This is a genomic window from Tessaracoccus oleiagri (assembly GCF_900103275.1).
In the GTDB taxonomy this organism is placed as follows: domain Bacteria; phylum Actinomycetota; class Actinomycetes; order Propionibacteriales; family Propionibacteriaceae; genus Arachnia; species Arachnia oleiagri.
On sequence record NZ_FNGP01000007.1, the window covers coordinates 17,664 to 43,663 of the forward strand.

General features: G+C 70.6%; 18 protein-coding genes. 11 read left to right on the forward strand and 7 right to left on the reverse strand.

What is annotated here, in order from left to right; all coding sequences use genetic code 11:
* Nucleotides 1-44: 44 nt before the first annotated feature.
* The 6 genes from BLR46_RS14525 to BLR46_RS14945 all read left to right on the forward strand — a co-directional run bounded on the left by BLR46_RS14525 (nt 45) and on the right by BLR46_RS14945 (nt 14,089).
* Nucleotides 45-887 carry a DUF4132 domain-containing protein gene (locus BLR46_RS14525; RefSeq protein WP_093253790.1) on the forward strand — a complete coding sequence of 281 codons (843 nt, stop codon included), beginning with the start codon at nt 45-47 and terminating at the stop codon, nt 885-887.
* Nucleotides 884-5,323, forward strand: a complete 4,440-nt coding sequence (locus BLR46_RS14530; protein ID WP_093253793.1) for a hypothetical protein — start codon at nt 884-886, stop codon at nt 5,321-5,323. The genes BLR46_RS14525 and BLR46_RS14530 overlap by 4 nt, the downstream gene beginning before the upstream one ends.
* Nucleotides 5,324-5,334: 11 nt before the next feature.
* Nucleotides 5,335-6,405, forward strand: coding sequence for an ATP-binding protein (locus tag BLR46_RS14535; protein ID WP_093253795.1), 1,071 nt, complete (start codon nt 5,335-5,337; stop codon nt 6,403-6,405).
* Nucleotides 6,402-9,797 (forward strand): DUF5682 family protein, encoded by a 3,396-nt coding sequence (locus BLR46_RS14540; protein ID WP_245701756.1) that lies wholly within the window; start codon nt 6,402-6,404, stop codon nt 9,795-9,797. The genes BLR46_RS14535 and BLR46_RS14540 overlap by 4 nt, the downstream gene beginning before the upstream one ends.
* A complete protein-coding gene (locus tag BLR46_RS14545; protein ID WP_093253798.1) occupies nt 9,787-11,280 on the forward strand; it encodes an SWIM zinc finger family protein in 1,494 nt (497 codons plus the stop codon). Before BLR46_RS14540 ends, BLR46_RS14545 begins: the two co-directional genes overlap by 11 nt.
* A gap of 259 nt (nt 11,281-11,539) precedes the next feature.
* Nucleotides 11,540-14,089: a S1 domain-containing protein gene (locus BLR46_RS14945; RefSeq protein ID WP_143008329.1), complete on the forward strand. Its 2,550-nt coding sequence runs from the start codon at nt 11,540-11,542 to the stop codon at nt 14,087-14,089.
* 87 nt (nt 14,090-14,176) lie between these two features.
* Here the strand turns inward: BLR46_RS14945 and purD are convergent, their stop codons facing one another.
* Genes purD through BLR46_RS14570 form a run of 4 tightly spaced genes read right to left on the reverse strand, consistent with a single transcriptional unit; the run spans nt 14,177 to nt 17,101 of the window.
* A complete protein-coding gene (purD, locus tag BLR46_RS14555) occupies nt 14,177-15,403 on the reverse strand; it encodes a phosphoribosylamine--glycine ligase (protein ID WP_093253805.1) in 1,227 nt (408 codons plus the stop codon).
* On the reverse strand, nt 15,400-15,582 hold the full coding sequence (locus BLR46_RS14560) for a DUF6767 domain-containing protein (protein WP_093253808.1): 183 nt from the start codon (nt 15,580-15,582) through the stop codon (nt 15,400-15,402). Before BLR46_RS14560 ends, purD begins: the two co-directional genes overlap by 4 nt.
* Nucleotides 15,582-15,815: a hypothetical protein gene (locus BLR46_RS14565; protein ID WP_093253811.1), complete on the reverse strand. Its 234-nt coding sequence runs from the start codon at nt 15,813-15,815 to the stop codon at nt 15,582-15,584. Before BLR46_RS14565 ends, BLR46_RS14560 begins: the two co-directional genes overlap by 1 nt.
* A 2-nt stretch (nt 15,816-15,817) precedes the next feature.
* Nucleotides 15,818-17,101, reverse strand: a complete 1,284-nt coding sequence (locus BLR46_RS14570) for an adenylosuccinate synthase (RefSeq protein ID WP_093253813.1) — start codon at nt 17,099-17,101, stop codon at nt 15,818-15,820.
* Nucleotides 17,102-17,250: 149 nt separating this feature from the next.
* Here BLR46_RS14570 and dhaK point away from each other — a divergent pair, with 149 nt between their 5' ends.
* From dhaK to BLR46_RS14595, 5 genes are read left to right on the forward strand one after another with little or no spacing between them, the layout of a single operon-like run.
* A complete protein-coding gene (dhaK, locus tag BLR46_RS14575; protein ID WP_093253819.1) occupies nt 17,251-18,246 on the forward strand; it encodes a dihydroxyacetone kinase subunit DhaK in 996 nt (331 codons plus the stop codon).
* Entirely contained in the window at nt 18,234-18,860 is a 627-nt protein-coding gene (gene dhaL / locus BLR46_RS14580; protein ID WP_218118493.1) for a dihydroxyacetone kinase subunit DhaL, read from the forward strand. The genes dhaK and dhaL overlap by 13 nt, the downstream gene beginning before the upstream one ends.
* Nucleotides 18,857-19,561 carry a dihydroxyacetone kinase phosphoryl donor subunit DhaM gene (gene dhaM / locus BLR46_RS14585; RefSeq protein WP_093253822.1) on the forward strand — a complete coding sequence of 235 codons (705 nt, stop codon included), beginning with the start codon at nt 18,857-18,859 and terminating at the stop codon, nt 19,559-19,561. The genes dhaL and dhaM overlap by 4 nt, the downstream gene beginning before the upstream one ends.
* A 29-nt stretch (nt 19,562-19,590) precedes the next feature.
* A complete protein-coding gene (locus BLR46_RS14590; RefSeq protein WP_093253824.1) occupies nt 19,591-20,022 on the forward strand; it encodes a DUF3151 domain-containing protein in 432 nt (143 codons plus the stop codon).
* Nucleotides 20,019-20,897, forward strand: a complete 879-nt coding sequence (locus BLR46_RS14595; RefSeq protein WP_245701757.1) for a patatin-like phospholipase family protein — start codon at nt 20,019-20,021, stop codon at nt 20,895-20,897. Before BLR46_RS14590 ends, BLR46_RS14595 begins: the two co-directional genes overlap by 4 nt.
* A 120-nt stretch (nt 20,898-21,017) precedes the next feature.
* Here the strand turns inward: BLR46_RS14595 and BLR46_RS14600 are convergent, their stop codons facing one another.
* From BLR46_RS14600 to BLR46_RS14610, 3 genes are all read right to left on the reverse strand, one after another.
* Nucleotides 21,018-22,073, reverse strand: coding sequence for an LLM class flavin-dependent oxidoreductase (locus BLR46_RS14600; protein ID WP_093253827.1), 1,056 nt, complete (start codon nt 22,071-22,073; stop codon nt 21,018-21,020).
* Nucleotides 22,073-22,954: a phosphogluconate dehydrogenase (NAD(+)-dependent, decarboxylating) gene (gene gnd / locus BLR46_RS14605; protein ID WP_093253829.1), complete on the reverse strand. Its 882-nt coding sequence runs from the start codon at nt 22,952-22,954 to the stop codon at nt 22,073-22,075. The genes BLR46_RS14600 and gnd overlap by 1 nt, the downstream gene beginning before the upstream one ends.
* A 70-nt stretch (nt 22,955-23,024) precedes the next feature.
* On the reverse strand, nt 23,025-25,928 hold the full coding sequence (locus BLR46_RS14610; RefSeq protein ID WP_093253832.1) for a PxKF domain-containing protein: 2,904 nt from the start codon (nt 25,926-25,928) through the stop codon (nt 23,025-23,027).
* Between the last annotated feature and the right edge of the window lie 72 nt (nt 25,929-26,000).

Genomic DNA, 26,000 nt, shown 5'->3' on the forward strand with positions numbered 1-26,000 from the left:
GCTAGGCTCCGCGTGAATCCACGAGCGAGAAGCGAGGGACGAGAATGCGCTGGTTCGCAGTGGACACCGGCCATGAGTTGGCGATCATCGACCGCGAGATCGTGGCCCGCAACGACAGCGGCCGACAGCTGAAGTCGGTCCCGCCCAAGGCGAAGAAGACCGACGCGTACGCCCAGCTCGACAACCTCCTCACCTTCCTCCACCTCCACGACGAGCAGGCCGGGCGCGAGGTCGAGCGCTGGTTCCTCCGCTCGCAGTCGGTGCCGCTGCGGCTCGTCACCGAGGTGTGGGCCGACGAGTCGTGGCGGTCGTGGCTGCGCGACCTCGTCGTCGCCACCGACGACGGCACCGCCGGCCTGCTCCGCCACGCCGACGGCGAGGGCCTCGGCATCGTCGACCTCGACGGCGAATCCGCCACCGTCGCCGCCGACACCGTCCGCATCCCGCACCCCGCCCTCCTGCCCGACCTCGACGACTGGCGCGGCTTCGCCGCCGAGCTCGGCGTCCGGCAGCGATTCGACCAGCTGTTCCGCGAGGTGCACCCCCTCCCCGACCCGCTCCCCGCCGACCACGTCACCGCGGTCGACGACTGGGGCGGCGCCGCGTTCGAGCAGCAGCGCCACGCGACCTCCCGCGCCTCGTCGCTCGGCTACGGCCTCTCCGGCGGCTACATCACTACCACGATCCACGAGGCGGGCCGCCGCACCACCGCCCGCTACTGGGTGGGCGCCGAGCACCCGGAGGCCGAGGCCGTGACCGGCGAACTGCACTGGCTCGTCGACGGCGCGCTCGCCCCGGTCGCGCAGGTCGGCCCCGTCGCCTACTCCGAAGGGGTCCGGATGGCCCGCGCGATCCACGCCGCCCGCAAGCTCGAGGAGGCCAAGTGAGCACCGACGAGGTGGTCCTGCAGGCCCGCCACTACGCCTCCGACCTGCTCGGCGACCGCCGGGTCGTCCGCCTCGTCCCCGACAATCTCGCCGAGGTGGAGGACCTCACGCTGGAGACCTTCGGCCTCCGCGCGGACCGCGGCGTCCCCGTCGGCCACGTCCCCAACCGCGCCGTGGGCTTCCCCGCGCGCGCCATCATCACCGACCCCGCCAACGCCCGCCACGCCCTCAACCTGGTCCAGGGCCTGCAGCGCGCCGCCCGGCAGGCCAGGTCGAAGCCCGGCAACGCCCGCGACGAGATCCTCGCCATGGCCGGCCAGCTCGACCGCTCCGCCCCGCACTTCCTGCCGACCTTCCTCGAGGAGGCCGCCCGCCACTTCCTCGAGGCCGACAACCAGCGCCTCGCCACCCAGTTCTTCACCAAGGCCCGCGAGGCCGAGCGCGTCCACGGCCTCCCGATCGACCAGGAACACCACCGTGCGGTCCTGCTCGAGTTCGCGCTCGCCGGGGCGCTGAGCGCCAAGGAACTCGTCGCCGCGCTCTCCCACCTCGAGCCCGCCGACGCCCTCGACAGCTACCGGCAGCTCACCATCGACCGCGCCCGCGGCGGCCTCCCGCCGTCGGCCACCACCGCCACCGACCTGCGCCGCCTCATCAAGGCCGCCGGCGCCGCCGCCGACGACGCCGAGCCCGACTTCCTCGCCGCGCTCTCCCGCGAGGCCGCGACGAGGCGGGCCCCCGTCGGGTTCTGGAAGGGCTTCGGCCGCACCCTCACCCGCCTCGCCAAGGCGGACCCCGCGCTCCGCGACACCCTCTTCCGCACCAACCCCACCGGCGGCGACGTCGAGGGCTGGCTGACCGTCCTCGACTCCACCGGCGTCCTCGACGAGCTGCGCCGCGGCGAGCGCGACGCCGCGGACTGGGCCACCCGCATGCTCGGCAGCCTCACCTACCACAGCGCCTACCCGCGCGCGCTCGCGCTCCTCCTCCGCACGCTCCCCGGCCTGCGCGGCGCCGACGTGCGGCTCGCCGGCCAGGGCAGCCCGCAGCCCGAGCTCGTCGACGCCCTCCTAGCGGCGGGGGCGCGCGTCGAGCTGCCCGCCCACCTGTCGCTGGGGCTCGACCATTGGGTGAAGGCGTCCGAGCGCGCCGACCTCGAATTCCTCGCCGCCGACGAGGCCCTCGCCGCCCGCGTCAACCTCGACTGGCTGCTCCGCACGGAGGTCCCGCCCGCAGTGCTGCAGCACTCCGGCAGCCGCGAGCTCCTGCGCCGCTGGGCGCACCCGCGGCTCGGCTCGGAGCCGACCGCGATGGCCGTCTGGGAGGAGTTCCAGCGCCTGCGGCCGCTCATGGCGATGCCCGACCGCAGGGTCGTGGCCGACGGGCTGCGCGCCTTCGCCAAGCACATCGACGGGCCCGAGCTCCTCGCCGGCGCGCTCCGCCACGGGCTGCTGACCGAGCTCGGCTGGCCGGCGCTCGAGGCGGCGGCCGAGGACCTGCGGCGCGCCACGGGGAAGGCGCCCACCTTCCACGAGGCGTGGCCCGCGATCGGCGTCGCCGCGGCAGGCGGGGTGCGGTTCGTTGACGGCGACCGCGTCGTCGCGAGCGCCCGCTTCGCGCCGCAGGGCGCGCGGGAGCCGGAGAAGTGGCGCTACACGCTGGTCGACGGGGTGGTCGGCTGCCTCTGGGGCGGGTCGGGCTGGAAGAACAACCTCACCTGGGCGAGCGACCCCGCCCGCCACCACGAGCAGGAGCCCACCCACCTCGGCTTCCAGAGCCCGGCCGCCTCGATCGAGGTCGGCGGAGCCCGGCTCTGCGGCCGCGCCGTCCAGCGCGTCGGCGATGCGAAGCAGGTGTTCCTCAACCCGTCGATGACCCTCAGCGACGGCACCACCTACTGGACCCTCGAGGACACCGGCCAGGTCGCCGAGATCGACCCCGCCACCGGCCGCCGCGGCCGGCAATCGCTCCCCGCCGAACTGGCGCGGATCGCCGAGCCGCACCTCCGCGAGGGCTACCACCTCAGCTTCGGGCCCACGACGTGGCGACCCACCACCCCCACCACCGCCGGCTCCCTGCTGCCGACCGCCGACGGCGTCCACGGCTGGATCGTCCTGCGCGGCCCGCACCGTCGCATCCGCGCCCTCGAGGCCTCGGGTGCGGTGCTCGAGCTCGACGGCGCCACCCACGACAACCCGATCGGCCGCCTCGCCCGGCCCGGCGGGGGCGCCTGGGTCGTCACGCCCGACGGCGGTCTGCGCACCGCCGACGGCGCCGCCCCCGTCGGCCGCGCGCTCGACGAGCACGGCCGGCACCACTTCCTCCACGACGTGCACGGCTCCGGCTGGCACCAGTTCCGCGTGCGCGACGAGGCCGCGAGCCGCAGGATGCGGTCGGTGACCGCCCGCGACGTGGGGCCGCTGCTCAGGGCGAGCCACACGTCGGCCTCCTTCGGCCAGGTGGACCCCGAGAAGCACGGCGACGAGCGGCTCACCCGCGCCGCGCTCGCCGCCGCCGGCAAGCTGCTCGGCACCCGCGACGAGACGTTGCTCGCGAGCGTGGCGTGGCTCGCGGCGAAGGTGAAGTTCCTCGTCGCAGCCGTGGAGGCGACGCTCGACGTGCCGAAGTCGGCCCCGGCCGGGACGTTCTCCGAGTGGGCGCCGCGCCTCGACGTCGTGAACTGGCTGCCGCACGCGCACTGGGGCCAGCAGGTCACCCGCGACGACATCGTCGGGTTCGCCGCCGGTGCCCGGGGCTCCGGCACCCGCTCCTACGGGCTCGAGGTCCTGCCCGAGGTGGCCGCCCGCCCCGACGTGCTGCTCGCCCTCGCCGCCGCGCCGCTCCAGGACCCCGACGTCATCCGCGGGACCGCCGCCCTGTTCGGCGCGCTGAAGGACTCCGGCCTCGCGACGAACCGCACGATGGTCACCTGGTTCCAGACCGGCCGCGCCAATGTCGGCCAGCGCGATGCCGGCACGGTCATCGCGCACGGACGGCAGCGCGGGCTGGTGGCGCGGGTGGACTTCCGCACCGCCGCCCACTACGTCATCTGGCCCTCGGGCGAGTACCCGGCGAGGGTGGACGGGGCCGAGCTCGTCCTGTTCCTCGGCGCCCGCCCCACGCTCGACCTCGGCCACTTCACCCGCGCCTTCCGGAGCCTCCTCGAACGGGGCGGACCGCAGTGGGACCCGACCCGGGCCGACCGGCTCGCCGCCGGCACCGGCTGGTCCCGCGCCGCCGCCGCGCTGTTCCTCGCCGGCATGCAGGGGGTCCGGAGCTGGCAGAAGAACTTCCTGTCCAAGGAGCTCCGCGAGCTGCTGGGTCTCAAGGTGGCCGAGGCGGCGGCCGCGCGCGAGTTCCTGCGGACCGTCGACTTCCGGCTGCTGTTCGACATGTACACGATGGGCGCCGGCGACCCGATGCGGCTCGTCACCGAGGGCCCCGACATCGACGCGATGGTCTGGATCTGGCGGGAGCGCTCTCCGGGGAAGGTGTCGCTGCCCGGCGAGCTGCTCGCGGAGGCCGACCAGGCCGTCCGCTACGGCGGCGCCCGGATGCTGCAGTCGCTCGTCGACGGCGACGGCGAGATCCACGCGTCGGCCTCGATGCTGTTCTGGCTCGCCGCCCGGCTCCGCCTCGACGACCCGCTGCGGCCCTGGGTGGCCGACCGGTTCGAGGCCCTGGCCGACCGGGCCCGCCGCGAGACGTGGCAGCTCGACTGGCGGCCCGCCTCCGAGCGGGACCTGTCGACGATCTCGCCCGCCCTCGCGGTCAGCCCGCGCCGCGACTACGACCTCTGGACGCTCGACCCGGCCAAGGTCGCCGACTGGCCCTCGCTCATGGCGCAGCTGGCCCCGCTGCAGCCCCCGCTCGAGGGGCTGCAGCGGCTCCGTCGCGTGGTCACGCTCCTCTCCGGCGACGTGGCCCCCTACGTCGCCTGGCTCCGCCGGCCGGGCAAGGGCTGGGGGCAGGACCCGCTGGTCTCCGCGCCCGCGACGGTGGCCGCGGTCCGCGACGCGCTGGGCCTCGACGAGCCGTCGGCCCGCTACTGGCTGCAGCTGCTCGCGCTGCACGCCCCCACTGATGCGGATGTGGACCGGTGGAACGGCTGGTCGGCCCGCGACCGTGACCGGGCGGCAGCCCCGCTGGTGGCGCGGGGCTTCGTCGTGAAGGCGAAGCGGGCACGTGCGCGGCGCGCGTACTTCCTGCCGGGCGGCTGGCTGGAGGCGACCGCCCCGTTCCTGCCGATGGAGGTGTGGAAGGCGCCGCTGTACGCGCTGCGGGACGCGCCGCGGGTGGAGCCGGTCCACGAGGCGGTCGTCGCGGAGGTGCCGCCGGGCGAGCTGTTCGAGACCGCCTGGGAGCGCTTCACGGGCGGGGACCGGCCGGGCTACGAGGAGCTCCGCACGCAACCGTACCGACGGCGTCGGGGCTGAGAGGAGCGACGATGAGCGAGATGCAGGTGCCGCCGCCGGAGGTGCTGTACGCCGACGAGTTGGCGCGGCTCGCCACCGAGCCCGGGCCGCGCCCGCCGGGGTGGCGACTGACCCCGTCGGCGGTGGTGAAGTTCGTCTGCGGCGGGCCGCGGCCGAAGTTCGTGGGCGACGTGTCGCTGGTGGAGCGGTGCGTGATCACGCTCGCGGGCGAGCGGGCGCTGCTGCTGGTGGGCGAGCCGGGTACGGCGAAGTCGATGCTGTCCGAGCTGCTGGCCGCCGCGATCTGCGGGACGAGCGAGCTGGCGGTCCAGGGCAGCGCCGGCACCACCGAGGACCAGCTCCGCTACGGCTGGAACTACGCCCAGCTGCTGGCGAAGGGCCCGTCCGCCGACGCGCTCGTGCCGAGCCCGGTGATGGCGGCCATGCAGCAGGGCCGGGTGGCGCGCGTCGAGGAGATCACCCGCTGCCTGCCCGAGGTGCAGGACGCGCTCGTCTCCGTGCTGTCCGAGCGTCGGCTGGCGGTGCCCGAACTCGGCGACCACACCGTCCACGCGGTCCCCGGGTTCTGCCTCATCGCCACCGCCAACCTCCGCGACCGCGGCGTCAGCGAGATGAGCGCCGCGCTCAAGCGGCGGTTCAACTTCGAGCACGTCCCGCCCATCGCCGACCCCGCCGCCGAGATCGCGCTCGTCACCGAGCGCACCAGGCGGGCCGTCCGCGACGCCGGCGCCACCACCCCTGTCGACGAGGTCGTCGTGGAGACGCTCGTCACGGCCTTCCGCGACCTCCGCTCAGGCGTCAGCCAGGAGGGCTGGGCGGTGGAGCGGCCGTCGACCGTGCTCTCCACCGCCGAGGCCGTCGCGATCTCGGGCTCCATCGCGCTGTCGGCCGCGTTCTTCCCGCACGCCGCCGACGGCATCCGCCAGATCCCCGGCCACCTGCTCGGCGCGGTCCGCAAGGACGACGCCGACGACGGCGCCCGCCTGCTCAGCTACTGGGACACCGTGATCCGGCGCCGCGCCGAGGCCGGCCAACACACTTGGCGCCAGCTGTGGGCGCTCCGCGACCAGCTCGAGCCGTGACCGGAGACCCCCGCGCCGCCGTCGAGGCCCTGGCCGCCTGCGAGGCGGTGCACCTCGTCGGCGTCCGGCACCACTCCCCCGCGCTGGCGGCGGCGATGCCGTCGCTGCTCGAGGCCGCCGCCCCGGAGGTGCTGGCCATCGAGCTGCCCGCGGAGGCGCGCGGCTGGCTGCACTGGCTCACCGAGCCCGACGCGATCGCCCCGCTCGCGCTCGCGTTCGACGGGCCGCGCGGGCTCGCGTTCTACCCGTTCGCCGACTTCTCCCCCGAGCTCGCCGCCCTCCGCTGGGCCCGTTCCGCGCGCGTGCCGGTGGCCTGCATCGACCTGCCGCTGGCGGACGCCGGTTCCTCGGAATCGGAGGCCCGGGAGGCGCAGCCCCGGTGGCGGCGCGCGCTCGCGGCCCGCGCACGGGCGGAGGAGTTCGACGGCGACGAGACGTGGGACCGGCTGGTGGAGGCGCCGGCGCCCGGGTCGACGCCAGAGGCGGTTCGACGCGCCGCGCTGGCCCACGGCTGGGCCGGGCGGGAGGCCGTCGGCGAGATCGACGGGCACACGCTGCGGCGGGAGGCGTGGATGCGCGCGTGCCTGGCGGCGCTGGGCGGGCGGCGCGCGGTGGCGGTGGTCGGGGCGTTCCACGCGCCGGTGCTGTCGGGGGCCGGCTCTGATCCGTTCGCTGCGGGCGACCTGCGCGGGTGGGCACCGCTGGACTGGGAGGACCCCGTCGGCGACGACGACCGCGCCGGCTGCCTGGTGCCGTACACGTTCGCGCAGCTCGACTCCCGGTCCGGCTACCCGGCCGGCATCCGCGACCCGGAGTGGCAGCAGGCGGTCGTCGAGGCCGACGGGGACCCCGCCGCGATCCGGTCGGCGGCGACGCGGATGGTCACGCGGGTGGTCCGCGAGCTGCGGCGCGGGGGCCACCCCGCGGGGCCGGCGGAGGCGGCGGAGACGGTCCGGGTCGCGCTCGACCTCGCCGCGCTGCGCGGCCTCGCGGCCCCGTCGCGGCGGGAGATCCTGGAGGCGGTGTCGTCGGTGCTGGGGCAAGGTGCGCTGTCGGGCCGGTCGCGCGCGCTGGCCGGGGCGCTGGAAACGGTGCTCGTCGGCGCGCGGGCGGGCCGGGTGGCGACGGGGACGCCCCGCTCCCCGCTGCGGGAGACGCTCCAGGCGGAGCTGCGGGCCGCGCGGCTGCCCGCCGAGGGCCGGCACGCCGTCTCGCTGGCGCCGCTGCGGGAGCCCGACCTCACCAAGCACGTCCTGCTGCGCCGGCTCGAGGTCGGCGGCATCGCCTACGGGGAGCGGGAATCCGTGGCGCGCACCAGGGGTGCCGAGGCCGTGCTCGAGCGGTGGCAGGTGGCGTGGACGGCGGCCACCGACGCGAGCATCGAGCTGTCGGCGGTGAAGGGCCTCACCGCGGAGCAGTTGGCCACCACGTCGCTCCTCACCCGGCCGCTCGACGACGTCGACGCGCACGCCCGGCTGCTCGCGGACGCGGCCGACTGCGGCCTGCCCGACGTGGCGGCGCACGCCCTCGACGCGGCCCGCGCCCTCCCCGCGACGTGCGGCTTCGGCGACGCCGTGCGGCTCGGGGTGCTCCTCGACGACGTCGCCCGCGCCCGGCTGCCGGGCGCCACCCTGCTGGCCGACGACCTGCGTGCCCGGGCCGGGGAGCTGGAGGGCGAGTTCACGTCGGCGGCGCTGCGCGAGCTGCAGGGGATCCGGGGCTCCGACGACGAGGCGGACGCGGTGGCGCTGGGGTCGTTCGTGGCGATGGCCGGGCACTTGGAGCTGGGGCTGGAGCACGCGCTGCGGGAGGTGCTGGAGGACGGGTCGCCGCTCATGCAGGGCGGGGCGGCGGGGCTGGTCGGTGCGCTGGGCGCGCGGGTGGCGTCGTGGCTGGACCTGCCCGAGCACCGGGTGTTGCGGCGGCGGCTCGTCGGGCTGCTGCTGGTGGCGGGCTGGGAGCTGGACTCGTCGCCGGCGATGGTGGCGCTGGTTGAGCGGGTCGCGGAGATCGACGACGAGGAGTTCGTGCGGGTGCTGCCGTCGTTGCGGGGCGGGTTCGAGGTGCTCGGCGCGGCGCGGCGGCGGGCGCTGCTGACGGAGCTGGGCCACCGCTACGGGCAGTCGGCGGGGGCGCTGGTGCTGCCGCCGGAGGAGACGCTGGCGGTGGTGGCGCACGACCGGTCGGCGCGGGAGCGGCTGGCGGCGCTGGGGCTGGGGCCGGCCCAGGGGGCGGTCGCCCCGGTGGTGGGCACGGCGGTGGCCGAGGGGGCCTCGTCGGAGGGGGTGAGGGTGTACCCGGTGCCGGAGCGGTGGCGGCTGATCCTGGCGCAGGAACGGGAGTCGCTGTCGCCCGCGGGCGAGCGGCTCGGCAACTGCCTCGACGGTCTGTACGGGCGGCCGGAGACGGACGCGCTGGACGGGTCGGGGCGCGGCGCCGGCGATGGCCCGGCGGCGCTCGGGGTGCGGGAATGGGCGGCGGAGATCGAGGCGGTGTTCGGGCAGGCGGCGCTGCAGGAGATCCTCGGCGAGGCGGCGGCCGCCGGGCGCGGGGAGGTGCTGGAGCTGCTGGACCCGGCGCGGGTGCGGCCGTCGGTCGACCTGCTGACGACGGCACTGTTGCTGGCGGGGTCGTTGTCCGAGGCGCGGCTCGCGCGGCTGCGGCCGCTGGTGCGGCGACTGGTGGCCCAGCTCGCCGAGCAGTTGGCGGTGCGGCTGCGGCCCGCGCTCACGGGGCTGGCGTCGGCGCGCCCCACCCGACGTGCGGTCGGCCCGCTGGACCTCGCGGCCACCATCCGGCGCAACCTCCGCCACGTCGTCCTCCTCGACGGGCGCCCGCAGGTGGTGCCCGCGGCGCCGGTGTTCCGCCAGCCGCAGGCGAAGGCGTCGGACTGGCACCTGATCGTGGTGGTGGACGTGTCGGGGTCGATGAGCTCGTCGGTGGTGTTCTCGGCGCTGACCGCGGCGGTGCTCACCGGCGTGCCGCAGCTGGACGTGACGTTCCTGGCGTTCAACACCCAGGTGATGGACCTCACCGGGCACGTCGACGACCCGCTGTCGCTGCTGCTGGAGGTGTCGATCGGCGGCGGCACCGACATCGCCGGCGCCATGCACGTCGCCCGCAGCCGGGTGCGGGTCCCGTCGCGGACGCTGTGCGTGCTGGTGTCGGACTTCGAGGAGTACGCGGCGGTGGGCGAGCTGCTCGGGGAGGTCGACGCGATGCACGCCGCCGGCGTGCACCTGATGGGCTGCGCGGCGCTGGACGACTCCGGCGACGGCGCCTACAACGTCGGCGTGGCGCAGCAGCTCGCGGGCGTCGGGATGCGGGTGGCGGCCGTCACGCCGCTCGACCTCGCGCGCTGGGTGGGGCGGGTGATCCGCGGTGAACATTGATCCCGCCGTCGTCGCCGCGATCGTCGACGCGCTGCCGCCTCGGCTGCGGGGCCGGCTCGACGCGCTCGTGGCGGAGGGCGTGCGGGTGGAGGGGCGCGGCGTCGCGCTCGGCAACGCGACGGTGACGATCGCTCCCGTGGAGACCGTGACGGATCCGGAGCAGATCACCTGCGACTGCCTCCTCGCGCCGCGCTGCACCCACCGTGCCGCCGTCGCGCTCAGCTTGCCGGTCGACGACGCGGCTCCGGTCTCCTTGGGCGCGGCGGCACTGGCGGGCGACGTCGTGCGGCTCACGGCCGAGCAGCGGGCGGTCGTCGACGAGACGTGGCGCAACCTCGGCCAACTGCTGCAGGTCGGGATGGTCCGGATGCCGGCGACCCTGCGGTCGCACCTCACCGCCGACCTCCACCGCATGCGGGTCCACGGCCTCGTCGTGGCCGAGCGCGGGCTCACCGGGTTGCTGGGCGACGGCGGGGTCGCGGCCGCCTCGTCGCTCCTGTTCAACCTGTGGCAGCTGCGCCGCGCCGACGAGGTGCCCGCCGACGTGCTGGGCCGGTGGCGGCGGGCGTACGGCGACGTGGGCGGGCTGAGCCTGCGCCCGCTGGTGGCCGAGCCGGTGCTGACCGCGTCGCTCTTCGCCGGCGTGCAGGTGAGTTTCGTGGACGCCGACGGCGAGGCCTGGCACATCTCGCGGGTGCTGCCGGGCGGCGCCGGCGACGTGGCGGTGCGCTACCACGGCCCCTCGGACTGGGCCGGGCTGGCCGCGTCGCCGCGGGAGTTGTCGCGGCACGGGCTGGTGGTCTCCGGTGCGACGGCGAGCCCGGACGGCCGGTTGGGCGGCGGGCGGAAGGTGCGAGCGGCGCTCACCGATGCCGGATCCCTGTGGCAGGCGGTGCCCGAGGGGCATCACGTGATCACCGGGCGGATCGAGGGCGGCGGCCGGTCTGAGCTCGTCGTGGCCGGTTCACGGTTGTTCCTGGGCGACGTGGCCGCCCGGCTCGGTGCCGGGCCGGGGCTGGAGTTGCTCGCGCGCACGCGAGCGGAGGTCGCCTGCCTGGCTCGGGGAGAGCAGTTGCTCGGGGTGCGCTTCCTGGACGACGTGGTGCGGCCCCCCGAGGAACTGGGCGGCGTCTGGTGGCCGGGGCTGGACCGGGTGTCGCTCGACTGGGTCGGGGAGCTGCCCCCGGCTCCGCCCGACGAGCCGCCGCCCGCGCCGGACCAGTGGACCGCCACGCCCCCCAGCGTGGCGCTCGTCGTCGGCCGCTGGCTGGAGCGGGTGCTGCGCGGCGGGGCGGTCGTGCTGCAGGGCGATTCAATCCGAGCGGACGTCGCGTGGCTGGACCGGGCGGGGGCCGGGTTCGCGGCCGAGCTGTTGGAGCGCTTGCGTTGCGCGCCGCAGGAGGGTGCCCGCCGCTTCGACGGCACCTGGGAGCCCGATCCGGAGGCCCTCGCCCTCGCCTGGCTCGCCCTCGCGCTCTATTGAGGTCAAGTCACAGTGTCCCTCGGCCTTCACCGGCAGCGCACGTTGACCTTCTCAACTGAACCAGACCCCAAGTGATCGCTTCGTTGCCTTCCACACGGCGCCAGCAGCCCTGGATAGCGATCCGACCCTTCAATGAGTTTCACCGGTCCCATTGGCGGAATGCCGTCTTGCACGTCGCAACGTTGACGTACAGCGCCTCGACCGCTTGGAAACGCTATAGGCTCCTGCCAACCATTGGCAGTACGGAGAGGTACTCGGCATGCAAGAAACCGACCTAGAGATCACGTCTGCAGTAGACGAGATACTGAGCACACGCAAACAACTCCTGCCTCGGGTGGTGGAGCAGAGCGACCGCGTGCTGATCCGTACGCAAGCCGTGAACCGAGCGACCGTGCAACTGAAGAACCTGCTGAACCTCGAGCGCGATCCTGAGTCGCGCCAACGTATCCACGAGATCGCCGAGGATCTCGGGGCTCTCAAAACCGCACTAGATCGCCGGAGCCGCAGCCTAGAGACCCTGACCACGAGGTTCTCACGGGAAACACTCAATATAGGTGTCTCAGGAGAAGCACGCGTAGGTAAGTCCACAACACTGCAACGCTTCTCTGGTCTCACCGATGTCGCGGTACCCACCGGAGATGGACTTCCGGTTACAGCAGTCCGCTCCGAGATCTACAACAGCTCCGAAGAGTTCGCAGAAGTCACATTCCGGGACCAACAAGCGTTCTTTACACAATACGTCCGACCGCTTTTGGAATCGGTCAATTCTCTATTGAAAACTCCAATCACTGCCGACTCACTCACCAGCTTCCTAGCGACCGATCTGCCACAGCACCTTGGCAACAACGTAGACTCAATCGCCAGCGATTCGCTATCGCGTCTGCGCGAGGTCCAACGAGCGAAGGATACTTACCTCTCCCTCCTGACCGGCCAGAAACAGCGCGTTCCACTTCAGGACCTTCGCAAGTTCGTGGCATATCCGACAAATGAGGAGGTACGAGAGGAAGAGAGCGGTCGACAGCCTGCGTCGCGCGCTTATCTCGCAGTCCAGTCGGTGAAGATCCACACTCCATTCCCACGTCTTCTTGGCGCGAAGATAGGACTAGTAGACCTCCCCGGCCTGGGCGAAATCAACACTTCGATTGCTGACATGCATCTTCAAGGCCTAGAAGATAACATCGATCAGATCTTCACGATAATGAGGCCTACCGAGTCTGAGGGGTTCGTTAAACAAGGAATTGCGAGCAATATTGATCATCTACGACGGATTCAGCCAGCAATCCAAAGGCGTAGCGACTTCATCACGGCAGGTATAAATGTTTATGAGGGATTGAGTGAGACCGTCGAGTCCTTGAGGAGTGATTTCGAGAGGAAAATCAACGGTGCCCAGCAGTCCGACCGCATTCAGGTCCTGACCTACTGTGCTGCAGAAACGAACTCGACAGCTGAGGTGCTGGTCAAACTGCTCGGGAAAATCGCCCAGAGACTAAGGCGAATGGATCTAGAAGTCTTCGAAGCTGCTACCGGCCCGAATGAAGAAGCGGACATTTCGGTGTCACTCCAGCAGGCAATTCGAGGTGTCGCCGACCTCGCTCGACGATTGCCACTACCGGACCGCCAACTGAACGATCAGATAAACCAAATCTGCGCGTCCATTGTCCACGAGTACAATGTCTACGAAGCTAGCCTCTCTGAAGAGGTGGGCATCAAGAGTGACTGGCATACCGAATTTGAACAGCGAGTGAATCAGATCAACGAGGAGGTGGAGCGCCGCTTGGATGACGGCTTCTTCCTCGGGAAAGAGTTATGGCAGGCCTCGGCGCACGGGCGGAAGGATTACTATAATTGGTATCGCGACGAATGCATGCGGATCCGGCGCGAACTGATTGCCGCATACAGCACGCTTGACACATTCTACGAGGATCGAGTTGGCAACTTTAAGATTGACTGCATCGAAATCTTACTCAAGAATACACACGGGATGCGGCATGTATTCGATTTCCGCACAAACGAGGATCCCGACTCCCGGCTTGACAAGATCTCCCGCAAGCTGGCCGCTACTGTTCCGGATCCGGACATGGAGTCGGCTTTAGCGCTCCTCAAAGCCGTTCATTTTAGTTTTCGGAACAATGTTTTTCTACAGATATCCAAACACCTGCAGGACCTATCCAATCCCCCGGAAACATGGGGCCACGACAACGTTCGATTGACCTTGGGGAGCGTTGGAGATATAGACACGAAAATTGAACGACTCTCCGGCTACCTATCTCGCGCCTCGACTGGAGCAAACAAGGATGTGCGAAACGCCCTACTGAAGAACGATGACAGGTTTCACGAGTATCTTTCGGTGTGCGTTTCATTTTTCAATGACTATCTCTTTCGCAAAGATTTCGAGAACTTCAAGCATGTCGTGATTCGCGGTCTCATCAAGGAGTACCGTGAGTTGATCCTAGGTCGTGACACCAACGAGAGCACCGACCAGAAACGAGATTTGATCGTTGCAATCAATAGCTCGTTGGAGACGGCCTCAAACGGCACACCGGACGCCGCGATGCGCGCACGTCCAAGAGTTGCGCAACCAGCACCGATGAGCAGACCAAAGCCCCTACTGGGAGAGCGACGCCTCGGGCAAGTAGTTAAGATCGTCTCCCGTGGAGCACTAGTCGATGTCGGAGGCCCACAGAATGGGCTCGTTCCCAAAAGGTCTCTACTCAGACCACTCGAAGAAGGAGCAACCATAGAAGTTGTGGTCTCACGGCTTCACGACGATGGGAAAATTACACTCGAAATGGCGGAACCGCTCCGCTGACAACTGGTTTTCAACCATAGAGGGATGGGACATAGGCGCCTAGTAACTGCCTAGCCACCGAAGGAGCGCAACAGCGGGCCTGCACAGCTAGTGCGGGATGCCGATGTCGGTGCGGTGGAAGCCCTGGGCGAAGTCGATCTTCGCGAGGTGGCCATAGGCGGCGGCGCGCGCGGCCTCGAGGTCCGCTCCCCTGCCGACGGTGCCGAGCACCCGGCCGCCGGCCGCGACGAGGTGGTCCCCGTCGAGCGCGGTCCCGGCCTGGAGCACGTAGGCGCCCTCGGTGTCGGGCGGGAGGACGATGTGGCAGCCCTTTGCCGGAACGTCGGGGTAACCCTCGGCCGCGGAGACCACGACGACGGCGGCCCCGTCGTGCCACTCCAGCGGCGGCAGCGAGGCGAGCTCGCCACGGGCGGCGGCGCGCAGCACCCCGGCTAGCGGGGTCTTGAGCAACGAGAGGACGGCCTGGGTCTCGGGGTCGCCGAAGCGGACGTTGAACTCCACCACCCGGGTGCCCTTCGACGTGAGCGCGAGCCCGACGTACAGCAGCCCGACGAACGGGGTGCCGCGGGCGGCCATGGCGTCGAGGGTGGGCTGCACCACGTCGCGCATCACCTCGTCGACCAGGCCCTCGGGCGCCCACGGGAGCGGCGCGTAGGCGCCCATGCCGCCGGTGTTGGGGCCGGCGTCGCCGTCGCCGACGCGCTTGAAGTCCTGCGCCGGCATGAGCGGGAGGGCGGTGGCACCGTCGCAGATGGCGAACAGCGAGACCTCGGGCCCGTCGAGGAACTCCTCGATGACCACCCGGCTGCAGGAATCGGCGTGGGCGAGCGCGGCGTCGCGGTCGGGGGTGACGACGACGCCCTTGCCGGCGGCGAGCCCGTCGTCCTTGACCACGTAGGTGGGGCCGAACTCGTCGAGCGCGGCGGCGGCCTCCTCGGTGGTGGTGCAGACGCGGCAGTCGGCGGTGGGGACGCCGGCCTCGCGCATCACGTCCTTCGCGAACGCCTTCGACCCCTCCAGCACGGCGGCCTCGGCGGATGGGCCGAACACGTCGATCCCGGCCGCGCGCAGGGCGTCCGCGACGCCGGCGACGAGCGGCGCCTCCGGGCCGACGACCACGAGGTCGGCGCCGACCTCCCGCGCCAGCGCGACGACGGCGTCCCCGTCGAGCACATCGATGGTGTGCAGGGTGCCGAGGGCGGCCAGGCCGGGGTTGCCGGGCGCGATGTGCAATTCGGTGACCTGGGGATCGGCGACGAGCGCGCGGCCGAGGGCGTGCTCGCGCCCGCCGGAGCCGAGGAGGAGGATCTTCACGACGCAGATTGTAGTGCGCGCCACTCGGCCTTCTTGGCCTGCAGCATTTCGCGCAGCTCGGGGTCCTCCATCACGAGGCGGACCGTCTGGCAGTCGTGGGGGCCGTTCGCGCCCGGGACGCACAGTGAGCAGGGGTCGCCTGGACGCAGCGGGCACTTGGGCTGGGCGAGCTTCGCCATCACTGACCCCCTTCCGTCTCCAGCCGATCCAGCTCGGCGTCCCGGAGGCGAGCACGCTCGTCGGCGCGCTGGATCACGAGGCGGAAGCCGATCACCGCCAGCACGAACACGGCGCCGAGCGGGATGGCCCACCACCATCCCCAGCCGATCGATTCCTGCCACACGGCGATCACAACGGTGGCCACCATGAACACCGAGAGCAGCGTCACGAGCGTGACGACGAGCCACCGCATCGTCAGATGAGGTCGTTGATCACGACCGCCTGCTCGCGGCCGGGGCCGACGCCGATGCCGGAGATGCGGCAGCCGATCAGTTCCTCGAGCCGGTGGACGTACGCCTGGCAGTTGGGCGGCAGGTCGTCGAACGTGCGGGCGCCGGAGATGTCCTCGGCCCAGCCGTCGAGCACCTCGTAGATGGGCTTCGCGTGGTGGAACTGCGACTGCGTCATCGGGTAGTGGTCGTGGCGCTCGCCGTCGATCTCGTAGCCGACGCAGACCGGGATCTTCTCCCAGCCGGAGAGGATGTCGAGCTTCGTGAGGAACACGTCGGTGAAGCCGTTGAGCTTGACGGCCTGCTCGACGAGCAGCGCGTCGAACCAGCCACAGCGGCGGGGGCGGCCGGTCGTCGCGCCGAACTCGCCACCCTTCTCGCGCAGCTTCTCGCCGTCCTCGTCGAACAGCTCCGTGGGGAACGGGCCCTCGCCGACGCGGGTGGTGTAGGCCTTCGCGATGCCGATCACGCGGTCCACGCGGGTGGGGCCGATGCCGCCGCCGGTGGTGGCGCCGGACGCCGTCGGGTTCGAGGAGGTGACGTACGGGTAGGTGCCCTGGTCGACGTCGAGGTGGTGCGCCTGCGCGCCCTCGAACAGCACGACCTTGCCCTCGTCGAGCGCGTCGTTGATGTAGCGACCGGAGTCGACGATGTAGGGCCGGATGGTCTCGGCGTGGGCGAGCAGCGACTGCACGATCTCCTCGGCCATGATCGGCCGGCGGTTGTAGACCTTGACCAGCAGCTCGTTCTTCTGGTCGAGCGACGCCTCCACCTTCTGGCGCAGGATGGACTCGTCGAGGATGTCCTGGATCCGGATGCCGAGGCGGTTGATCTTGTCGGAGTAGCAGGGGCCGATGCCGCGGCCGGTGGTGCCGATCTTGCGCTTGCCGAGGAACCGCTCGGTGACCTTGTCGAGCACCTTGTGGTACTCGGTGATGATGTGCGCGTTGGCGGAGATGAGCGGGTGCCGTACCTGGACGCCGCGGGTGTGCAGCTCGTCGAGCTCGTGGGCGAGCACGTCGAGGTCGACGACGACCCCGTTGCCGATCACCGTGGTGGTGTCCGTGTTGAGGATGCCCGACGGCAGCAGGTGCATGATGAACTTCTCGCCGTTCACGACCAGCGTGTGGCCGGCGTTGTTGCCGCCCGAGTAGCGGACGCAGAGGTCGACCTGGTCGCCCAGTTGGTCGACGGCCTTCCCCTTCCCTTCATCTCCCCATTGGGCACCGACGACGACGACGCTTGGCATGCAAGCTCTCCAATCACGAACGACTACCCGGGAACTTCCCCCGGGCGCGCCTCAGTCTACGACCAACCGTCGGGAAACGGGCACCGGACGCTTCGCGACGGCGGGAATCGCCTAGGCTTGGTGCGCCGGCGTTCTAGGAGGAGGTCTCGATGAAGAAGCTGATCAACTCGCCAGAGCGGGTCATCGCCGACGCGCTCCGCGGCGTCGAGGCCGCCGACGAACGCGTCCGGGTGGACCACACCAACCGCGTCATCCTGCGCGCCGACCCCAAGGCACAGGGCAAGGTGGCGCTGGTCTCCGGCGGCGGCTCCGGCCACGAACCCCTCCACGGCGGCTACGTCGGCCACGGCATGCTCGACGCCGCCTGCGTGGGCGAGGTGTTCACCTCCCCCACTCCCGACCAGATCCTTGCCGCCACCACCGAGGTCGACCGCGGCGCCGGCGTCCTGCACATCGTGAAGAACTACACCGGCGACGTCATGAACTTCGAGATGGGGGCCGAGCTGGCCACCGACCTCGGCGTCGATGTCCGCACTGTCGTCATCGCCGACGACGTGGCCGTCGAGGACTCCACCTACACCGCCGGCCGCCGCGGCGTCGCCGGCACCGTCGTCGTGGAGAAGGTCGTCGGTGCCGCCGCCGAGGAGGGAATGGGGCTCGGCGAGGCCGCCGCGCTCGCGCAGCGGGTCGCCGACTCCACTCGCTCGATGGGCATGGCGCTCACCTCCTGCACCGTCCCCGCCGCCGGGCGGCCGACGTTCGACCTCCCCGAGGACGAGATGGAGATCGGCATCGGCATCCACGGCGAGCCCGGCCGCCACCGCGAGCCGCTCACCGACGCCGCCGACGTGGCGCGTCAGCTCGTCGAACCGATCCTCGCCGATCTCGACTTCGCCGACGCGGACACCATCCTGCTGGTCAACGGCATGGGCGCCACCCCCCTCATCGAGCTCCACATCCTGTTCGGCGAGGTGATGGCGCTGCTCGAGGCCGCGGGCGTGCGGGTGGCACGGCGCCTCGTCGGCAACTACGCGACCTCCCTCGACATGGCCGGCGCCTCCGTCACCCTCGCGCGTGCCGACGCCGAGATCCTGCGCCTGTTCGACGCCCCGGTGAACACCGCGGGCCTGCGTTGGGGGGCCTGATGATCACCACCGCCCTCGTGTCCGCGTGGATCGCCCGCTTCGGGGAGATCATCGAAGACCGCGCCGACTACCTCACCAAGCTGGACTCCCCCATCGGCGACGCCGACCACGGGGCCAACATGCTGCGCGGCATGACCGCCGCCGTGCCGGCCGCCGAGAACGCGCCGACGATCGACGCCCAGCTGAAGGCGGTGGGCATGGCGATGCTGAGCAAGGTGGGCGGCACCAGCGGACCGCTCTACGGGACGCTGTTCCTCAAGGCCGCGATGACGCTCGGCCAGCGGGCCGAGGTGGCGCCGTCGGAGTTCGCGGCGGCGCTGCGCACCGGCGCCGACGCGCTCGCCTTCCGCGGCAAGGCCGAGCCGGGCGACAAGACGATGGTCGACGCGCTCGCGCCGGCCGTCGCCGCGCTGGAGTCGCACGTCGCCGAGGACTTCGCCGCAGCCGCGGAGGCCGCCCACCGGGCCGCCGACGAGGGTCGCGCGGCGACGACCGACATGGTCGCCAGGAAGGGCCGTGCCTCGTACCTGGGCGAGCGGTCCGTCGGGCACACCGACCCGGGGGCCACGTCGGCCACCTACCTGTTCCAGGCGCTCGCGGAGGTGTCACGATGACCGTTGGAATCGTCTTGGTGTCCCACTCGCGGGCGCTCGCGGAGGCGTCGCTGGCGCTCGCCGAGGTGATGCTGTCCGACGAGCGGCCCCACGTTGCGATCGCCGCCGGCATGCCCGACGGGCGGTTCGGCACCGACGCCACGGCCGTGATGTCCGCGATCGAGCAGGTCAACTCCGGCGACGGGGTGGCCGTCTTCGCCGACCTCGGCTCGGCGCTGATGAGCGCCGAGGCCGCGATCGACCTGCTGGGTGTCGGCGACGACGTGCGGATCGTGGCGGCGCCGTTCGTCGAAGGACTGACCGCCGGGCTCATCCGGGCGGCGATGGGCGCGAACCTCGACGAGGTCGTCGAGGCGGCCGAGTCGTCGATGGACGCGAAGTTGAGCGCGCTGGGCCGGCTGCCGCAGGAGCAGGTCGGCGAGCGGCGAGGCGGCACCGAGGTGCGGCTCGTCAACGCCATCGGCCTGCACGCCCGCCCGGCGGCGCGGCTGGCGGCGCTCGCCAGCAAGTACGATGCCGAGATCACGGTCAGCTTCAGCGGCCGGGCGCCGGTGAACGCGAAGTCGACGATGAGCCTCATGGCGCTCGGCGCGAAGCTCGGCGACACCATCCTCGTCGATGCGGAGGGTCCACAGGCCGACGAGGCCCTCGACGCCGTCGTGTCGTTCATCGCGCAGGGGCTCGGCGACCCTCCCGCGTGACGGGGCCCTCGACTACTAGTCTTGGGCGCATGACCGAGACGCACCCCAATCTGCTCGCCACCGCCGTCCGTGTGGAACTGCCGTCCGACCCCGCATTCGACGCCATCCGCGAGGCCGGCAAGGACGGGTTCCTGGAGGTCGCCGCGCGGTACCCGGAGTCGTCGCTGGTGTGGGCGCTGCTCGCCGAGGCATGCCTGCGCGACGACCGGCTCGAGATGTCGATCAGCGCCTACGCCTACGCGCGCACCGGCTACCACCGCGGGCTCGACGCGCTGCGCCGCAACGGCTGGAAGGGCAGCGGCCAGATCCCCTGGGAGCACGTTCCGAACCGCGGCTTCCTGCGCTGCCTCTGGGCGCTCAGCGTCGCCGCCGGCCGGATCGGCGAGGTCGAGGAGCAGCAGCGCTGCGCCCAGTTCCTGCGCGACTCCTCGGAGGAGGCCTACCGGGCCCTCGCGCAGTGAAGATCACCGCACCCGACGTCGCGCTCGTCTTCGAGGGCGGCGGCATGCGGGCCTCCTACTCGTCGGGCGTGCTGAACGCGCTGCTCGAGGCGGAGGTCTTCACCGGCTGGGTCGGCGGCATCTCGGCCGGGTCCAGCTGCACGGCCAACTACCTCATCCGCGACCAGTTGCGCGCCAAGAAGTCGTTCACCGACTTCGCCCGCGAGGACCAGTTCGGCGGCCTGTCGCACTGGCTGCGTGGCAAGGGATTCTTCAACGCTGAATGGATCTACGAGCAGACCAGCGACGAGCACCAGCCGCTCCCGTACCGGTTCGACCGCTTCCAGGAGAACCCGACGCAGCTCGCCATCGGCGCCGTGCGCTGCAGTGACGGCGAGATGGTCTACTGGACCCGCGAGGACATCGAGACCCGCGTCGACCTGATGAAACGCGTCCGCGCCTCGTCGACGATGCCGCTGCTGATGCCGTGGACCACCATCGATGGTGTCGACTACTGCGACGGTGCCCTCGGCCCGACGGGCGGGTTCGCCCACGACGCGGCCCTCGCCGCCGGGTTCGAGCGGCTCATCGTCGTGACGACCCGCCCGCGCAAGTACGTGAAGCAGCCCCAGCGCGGCGGCCGGGCCATGCGCGCGGCCCTGAAGCGCTACCCCGCCGTCGCCGAGGGACTCTTCGCCCGGGCCGCGAACTACAACCGCGCCCGTGAGGAACTGCTCGACCTCGAGCGCGACGGCCGCGCCTACCTCGTCTTCCCCGAGCACATGCCCATCACCAACTCGGAGCGCAACGTCGCCAAGCTCCAGGTGATGTACCAGGCGGGCCTCGCCCAGGGCCGCCGCGAGATGAGCCGGATCAAGAACTTCGTCGGCCTCTAACGCTCGGTTTACCTGTCAGAGTGCGATTTACCTGCCGGATCCGGCAGGTAAATCGAACTCTCGCTGGTGGCTTGGTTTACCTGCCGGATTCGGCAGGTAAACCCGCTGGGCGAGGCCGGGTCAGGCCTCCCGGGCGGCGCGGACGAGCTCGCGGACGCGCGGGACGACATCGGTGCCGTAGAGTTCGACGCTCTGGCGCAGGTGGTCCTCGCGGACTGGACCGTTCGAGTACTTCAAGTCGAAGCGGTCGAGGCCGAGGGCCAGGACGGTGTCGGCGATCCGCTCGGCCACCGTCTGCGGGGAGCCGACGTAGAACGAGCCCCCTGCGACCTCGCTCTCGAACTCGTCGACCCCCGCGCGCGGCCAGCCGCGTTCCTTGCCGATGCGGTTGCGGTACTCGATCCAGGCGGCGCGCACGTGGTCGCGGGCCTCGCCGTCGGTGCGGGCGACGTGCCCCGGCGAGTGGACGCCGAGCGGCATCCGCTCGATTCCCGACTCCTGCTGCGCCTGGCGGTACAGCTCGACGTACGGCTGGAACCGTCGGGCGGGGCCGCCGATGATGGCCAGCATCATGGGCACGCGGTGCCGGACGGCGCGCAACACGCTCTCCGGCGAGCCGCCCACCCCCACCCAGGCGTCGAGGCGGCGCTCCGCGCGCGGCATGACCACTCCGTCGACGACGGGCGGCCGGTGGCTGCCGGACCAGTTGAACTTCTCGGGCCGGTCGAGGAGCTGCGCGAACATGTCGAACTTCTCCTCGAACAACATCTCGTAGTCGTGCAGGTTGTAGCCGAACAGCGGGAACGACTCGATGAACGAGCCCCGGCCCACTGTGATCTCGGCGCGGCCGCTGCTCATCGCGTCGAGGGTGTTGAAGCGTTCGATCACCCGGATCGGGTCGTCGCTGGAGAGGACCGTCACGGCCGTCCCGAGCTTGATCCGCTGGGTGAGGCCGGAGGCGCCGGCGAGGACCATGTCCGGCGCCGAGATGGCGAAGTCGTAGCGGTGGTGCTCGCCGAAGCTGATGGCGTCGACGCCCGTCTGGTCGGCGATGACGGCGTGCTGGATGTGGTTGCGGATCTCCTGGGCGGAGGAGAGCATGTTGCCGTACACGTCGGTGGTGATGTCACCGAACGAGTCCAGCCCGAGTTCGATACCTGCGTTGTCCGTGGTCATCAGTCATCCTCTGGGAGTACGGCGTGGCCGCCGAATTCATTGCGCAACGCCGCGATCATCTTCATCGCCGGCGAGTCGTCCTGGCGCGAGACGAAGCGCGCGAAGAGGGAGGCGGAGATCGCCGGCACGGGGACGGCGAGGTCGAGTGCCGCCTCGACGGTCCACCGCCCCTCGCCGGAGTCCTCGGCGTACCCGCGGATCTTCTGCAGGTCCGGGTCCTTCTCCAGCGCGGCGACGAGCAGGTCCAGCAGCCAGGACCGCACGACGCTCCCCTCCCGCCAGCTCTCGAAGGTGGCGCTCACGTTCTCGACCTCCTCCGAAGCCATCAGCAGCTCCCAGCCTTCGGCGTAGGCCTGCATCATGGCGTACTCGATGCCGTTGTGCACCATCTTCGCGAAGTGGCCCGCACCGTGACCGCCGGAGTGGACGAAGCCGTAGTCGCCCTCCGGTTTCAGCGCCTCGAACAGCGGCATGCAGTGCTGCACGTCGGCGGAGTCACCGCCCACCATGAGCGCGTAGCCGTACTCCAGGCCCCAGACCCCGCCAGACACGCCGACGTCGAGGAAACGCACTCCCCGCTCGGCGAGCCGCGCCGCGTGCTCCTTGTCGTTGGTCCACTTCGAGTTGCCGCCGTCGATGACGATGTCACCGTCCGAGAGCAGCCCGACGAGCTCGTCCAGCACGCTGTCGACGGCTTGGACAGGGACCATGAGCCACACCACCCTCGGCGACTCGGGAAGCTGCGCCACCATGTCCCGCAGGCCGCTGGCGTCCGACAACTCCGGGTTGCGGTCGAACCCGACGACGGTGTGGCCCGCGCGCCGCAGCCGCTCCCGCATGTTCCCGCCCATTCGGCCGAGGCCGATCAGTCCCATATGCACAGCACGAGCCCCTTTCAGGTGGATTGCTTCCACACTAATCGGGGCTCGCGCCTGTTGATGCCTTACTGGATCACTTGAGGCGGAAGTTCGCGCTGACGCTGCTTCCGTCGATGGTGCTCATGGTGACCGTGTAGCACTTGCCGGGATTCTTGGGCGTCTGCCAGTTCTGGATGAACTGGCCCTCGGTCGCGTCGTAACGCAGGACCGTCTTCCCCGTGGTGGTGAACTCGATGTCTTCCGCCTTGAGGCTGTCGGCAGAGCATGCCACGCCCGCCACCCTAAACGAGGCCACGACAGACGTGTCGGTGAGCTCCGTCTCTCCCGCAAAGACCTCAAACTTCAGCGGCACCGTCGAGCCGCCCTTGACTGCGTTCCAGTCCTTGCCCATGTCGACCGGCGACTTGAAACCGGAGATGGTCCAGGCCTTGACGCTGTAGCTCCGGGTCTCGACCGTCTGGTTGCCGGCGACGTCCGCGGCCTTGGCGGTCAGCGTGTAGTTGCCGACGGCGGTGCCGTAGCCGGTGACCTCGCAGCCGTCCGCGCCCGACAGGTCGTCGTCGGCGGTGCAGGTGGGAGCAGCCGGTACCGAGCCGAAATAGTGGCTCGACCCTTCGGCCGGTCCGCCGTTCCAGGTGATCGTCGGCTTGGTCCGATCGATCCTGATGCCCTCCTCGGTGGCGCTGGAGGAGTTGCCGGCATGATCGGTGCAGGTACCCGTCACCGTGAGCGCCGAGCCTTCACCGGTGACGGTCTGCGACGTCGTCGACGAGACCGGGCGGCTGAGATCATCCGCGCAGTTCCACGTGACAGTCACGTCGGTCTTGTTCCAGCCGTTCACTGCCGGCGGATTCTGACCGGCGTACGAGATGCGCGGGGCCGTGCGGTCGATGTTGATCCCGTCCTGCGTGTCGCTGCTCACGTTGCCCGCGAGGTCGATGCAGGTGCCGGTGGCGTCAAGGTCTTCGCCCTCCTGCGTGATCGTGCGTGTCAGCGTCTCGTCGTCGGCGTGTACGCCGGACAACTTGTCGGTGCAGGTCCAGGTGAGCGTGACGGCGGTGTTGTTCCAGCCGTTGACCGCCGCGGGGTCCTGACCGACGTAGGAGATGACCGGGTCGGTAAGGTCGATGTTGACCCCATCCTGTGTGTCCTCCAACGTGTTGCCCGCCTGGTCCGCACAGACGCCCTTGGCACTCAGGTTCTTGCCTTCTTCTTTCAGCGTGACGCTGGTGAGGGAGGCTGCCCCGTCGACGCCACTCAGGGCGTCCTCACAGGTCCACGTCACGACGACGTCGCCGTTGTTCCAGCCGTGGGCGTTGGGTGCGGTGCGCGACTGGAAGGCGAGCACGGGGTCCGTGAGGTCCACGTTGATGCCCGTCTCGCTCGCCGTCGCCCTGTTTCCGGCCGCATCCACGCAGATGGCGTCCGCGCTCTGGTTCGGGCCTTCACCCAAGACCGCCCGCAGCGTCGAGGCAGTTGCATCGACGCCGCTGAAAGTGTCCACGCAGGTCCACGTCACGACCACTTCGGTGTCATTCCACCCGTTGTCGTTGGCGGGCGTACGGGACTCGAGGGCGATCGTCGGAGCGGAGAGGTCGATGCTGATCCCCTGGACCGTGTCGACGGCGCGGTTGCCGGCGAGGTCGACACACGTCCCTTCGGCGCTCTGCCCCGCGCCGCTCTCGTCGAGCGTCACCTCCAGTGTGGAAGCGCCGAGGTCCACGCCGCGGTCGTCGGTACACGTCCAGGTGACGATCACTGCGGAGTTGTTCCAGCCCTGACCGTTCGCGGACGTGCGGGACTCGAACGAGAGCGTGGGCGCCGTCTTGTCGATGCTGATCGCCGACTCGCTGGCCGTCACCCGGTTGCCCGCACGGTCGACGCAGACGGCCTCGGCGGTCTGGTCCGCCTCCTCCGCGGTCAGCGTCACCGAGAGATTCGAGGCGGATCCGTCGACGCCCGAGGTGGCGTCGGTGCAGGTCCAGGTCACGACGACGTCGGAGTTGTTCCAGCCGTTGGCGTTGGGCACTGGAGCGCGGTTCTGGAACTCGATCACGGGGGGCGTCGCGTCGACGTTGATCCCGGTCTCGGTCTGAGTGGCGCGGTTGCCGGCGAGATCGAAGCACTCAGCGTCGGCGCTCTGGTCCGCCCCGTCCCCGCTGATGTTGGCCTCGAGGGACGACGCCGACACGTCGACACCGCTGAGGGTATCGGTGCAGCTCCATGAGACGAGGCCCGAAGTGCCCCACTCGTCGGGGCTCGCAGGGACGCGCGACGCGAGCTCGATCACTGGCGACGTGCGGTCGATGTTGATCCCGGTGACCTCATGGGTGGCCACGTTGCCCGCGAGGTCCTTGCATGTTCCAATGGCGCTGAGATTCGCGCCCTCCGAGGTCACCTTCTGGGTGAGCGTCGAGGCGGACTCGTCCACGCCCACGTCATCGGTACAGGTCCAGGTGACTACGACATCTCCGTCGTTCCAGCCCTTGCCGTTCGCGAGAGTGCGGGTCTCGAAGGCGATCGTCGGCGGGGTGGTGTCCTTCGGTTCCACGACCACTGGTTTGTTGACGACCACGGTGAACGTGGCGGGCGCGAGGTTGAACGTCCCGCCGGTGGTGTTGGTCACCTGCGACAGTGAGATCGTCGCCGTGCCCGCGGCAAGGCCAGTTACGCCGACCGATTTCACATCGCCACATGAGTTGAAGGTGATCTGTGCGGCCGACACCGAGACGATCGAGGTGTCGGAAGAGATGACGTCAACGGTGAGTGCCGTTTGCCCTGTCAGGTTGCAGCCGTTCTTGCCATCACCGTTGGTGGTCACAACCGAGTAGCTCGTGCCTCCGGGGTCGCCGACGTTCAGCGTGATGGTGGAGCCAGCAGAGGTGGCAATGGCGTGCTTGATGTCGTCCGCGTTGGCAACCAACCCGGTGGTTGCGAGGACAATGGCCGCGCCGAGAGCGAACAGCTTCGTTCGCATACGAGTGTGTTTCATGAATTCCCCCCAGAATCGTGACCGCATCTCCCCTGACGCGGCTGGCTGCAGCCTAAC

Coding starts and splice junctions, on each gene's coding strand:
- BLR46_RS14560 (WP_093253808.1), bottom strand. CDS start 15,582: ATGGCGAAGCTCGCCCAGCCCAAGTGCCCGCTGCGTCCAGGCGACCCC.
- BLR46_RS14600 (WP_093253827.1), bottom strand. CDS start 22,073: ATGACCACGGACAACGCAGGTATCGAACTCGGGCTGGACTCGTTCGGT.
- dhaK (WP_093253819.1), top strand. CDS start 17,251: ATGAAGAAGCTGATCAACTCGCCAGAGCGGGTCATCGCCGACGCGCTC.
- BLR46_RS14535 (WP_093253795.1), top strand. CDS start 5,335: ATGAGCGAGATGCAGGTGCCGCCGCCGGAGGTGCTGTACGCCGACGAG.
- BLR46_RS14570 (WP_093253813.1), bottom strand. CDS start 17,101: ATGCCAAGCGTCGTCGTCGTCGGTGCCCAATGGGGAGATGAAGGGAAG.
- BLR46_RS14525 (WP_093253790.1), top strand. CDS start 45: ATGCGCTGGTTCGCAGTGGACACCGGCCATGAGTTGGCGATCATCGAC.
- BLR46_RS14945 (WP_143008329.1), top strand. CDS start 11,540: ATGCAAGAAACCGACCTAGAGATCACGTCTGCAGTAGACGAGATACTG.
- BLR46_RS14610 (WP_093253832.1), bottom strand. CDS start 25,928: ATGCGAACGAAGCTGTTCGCTCTCGGCGCGGCCATTGTCCTCGCAACC.
- BLR46_RS14565 (WP_093253811.1), bottom strand. CDS start 15,815: ATGCGGTGGCTCGTCGTCACGCTCGTGACGCTGCTCTCGGTGTTCATG.
- BLR46_RS14590 (WP_093253824.1), top strand. CDS start 19,591: ATGACCGAGACGCACCCCAATCTGCTCGCCACCGCCGTCCGTGTGGAA.
- dhaM (WP_093253822.1), top strand. CDS start 18,857: ATGACCGTTGGAATCGTCTTGGTGTCCCACTCGCGGGCGCTCGCGGAG.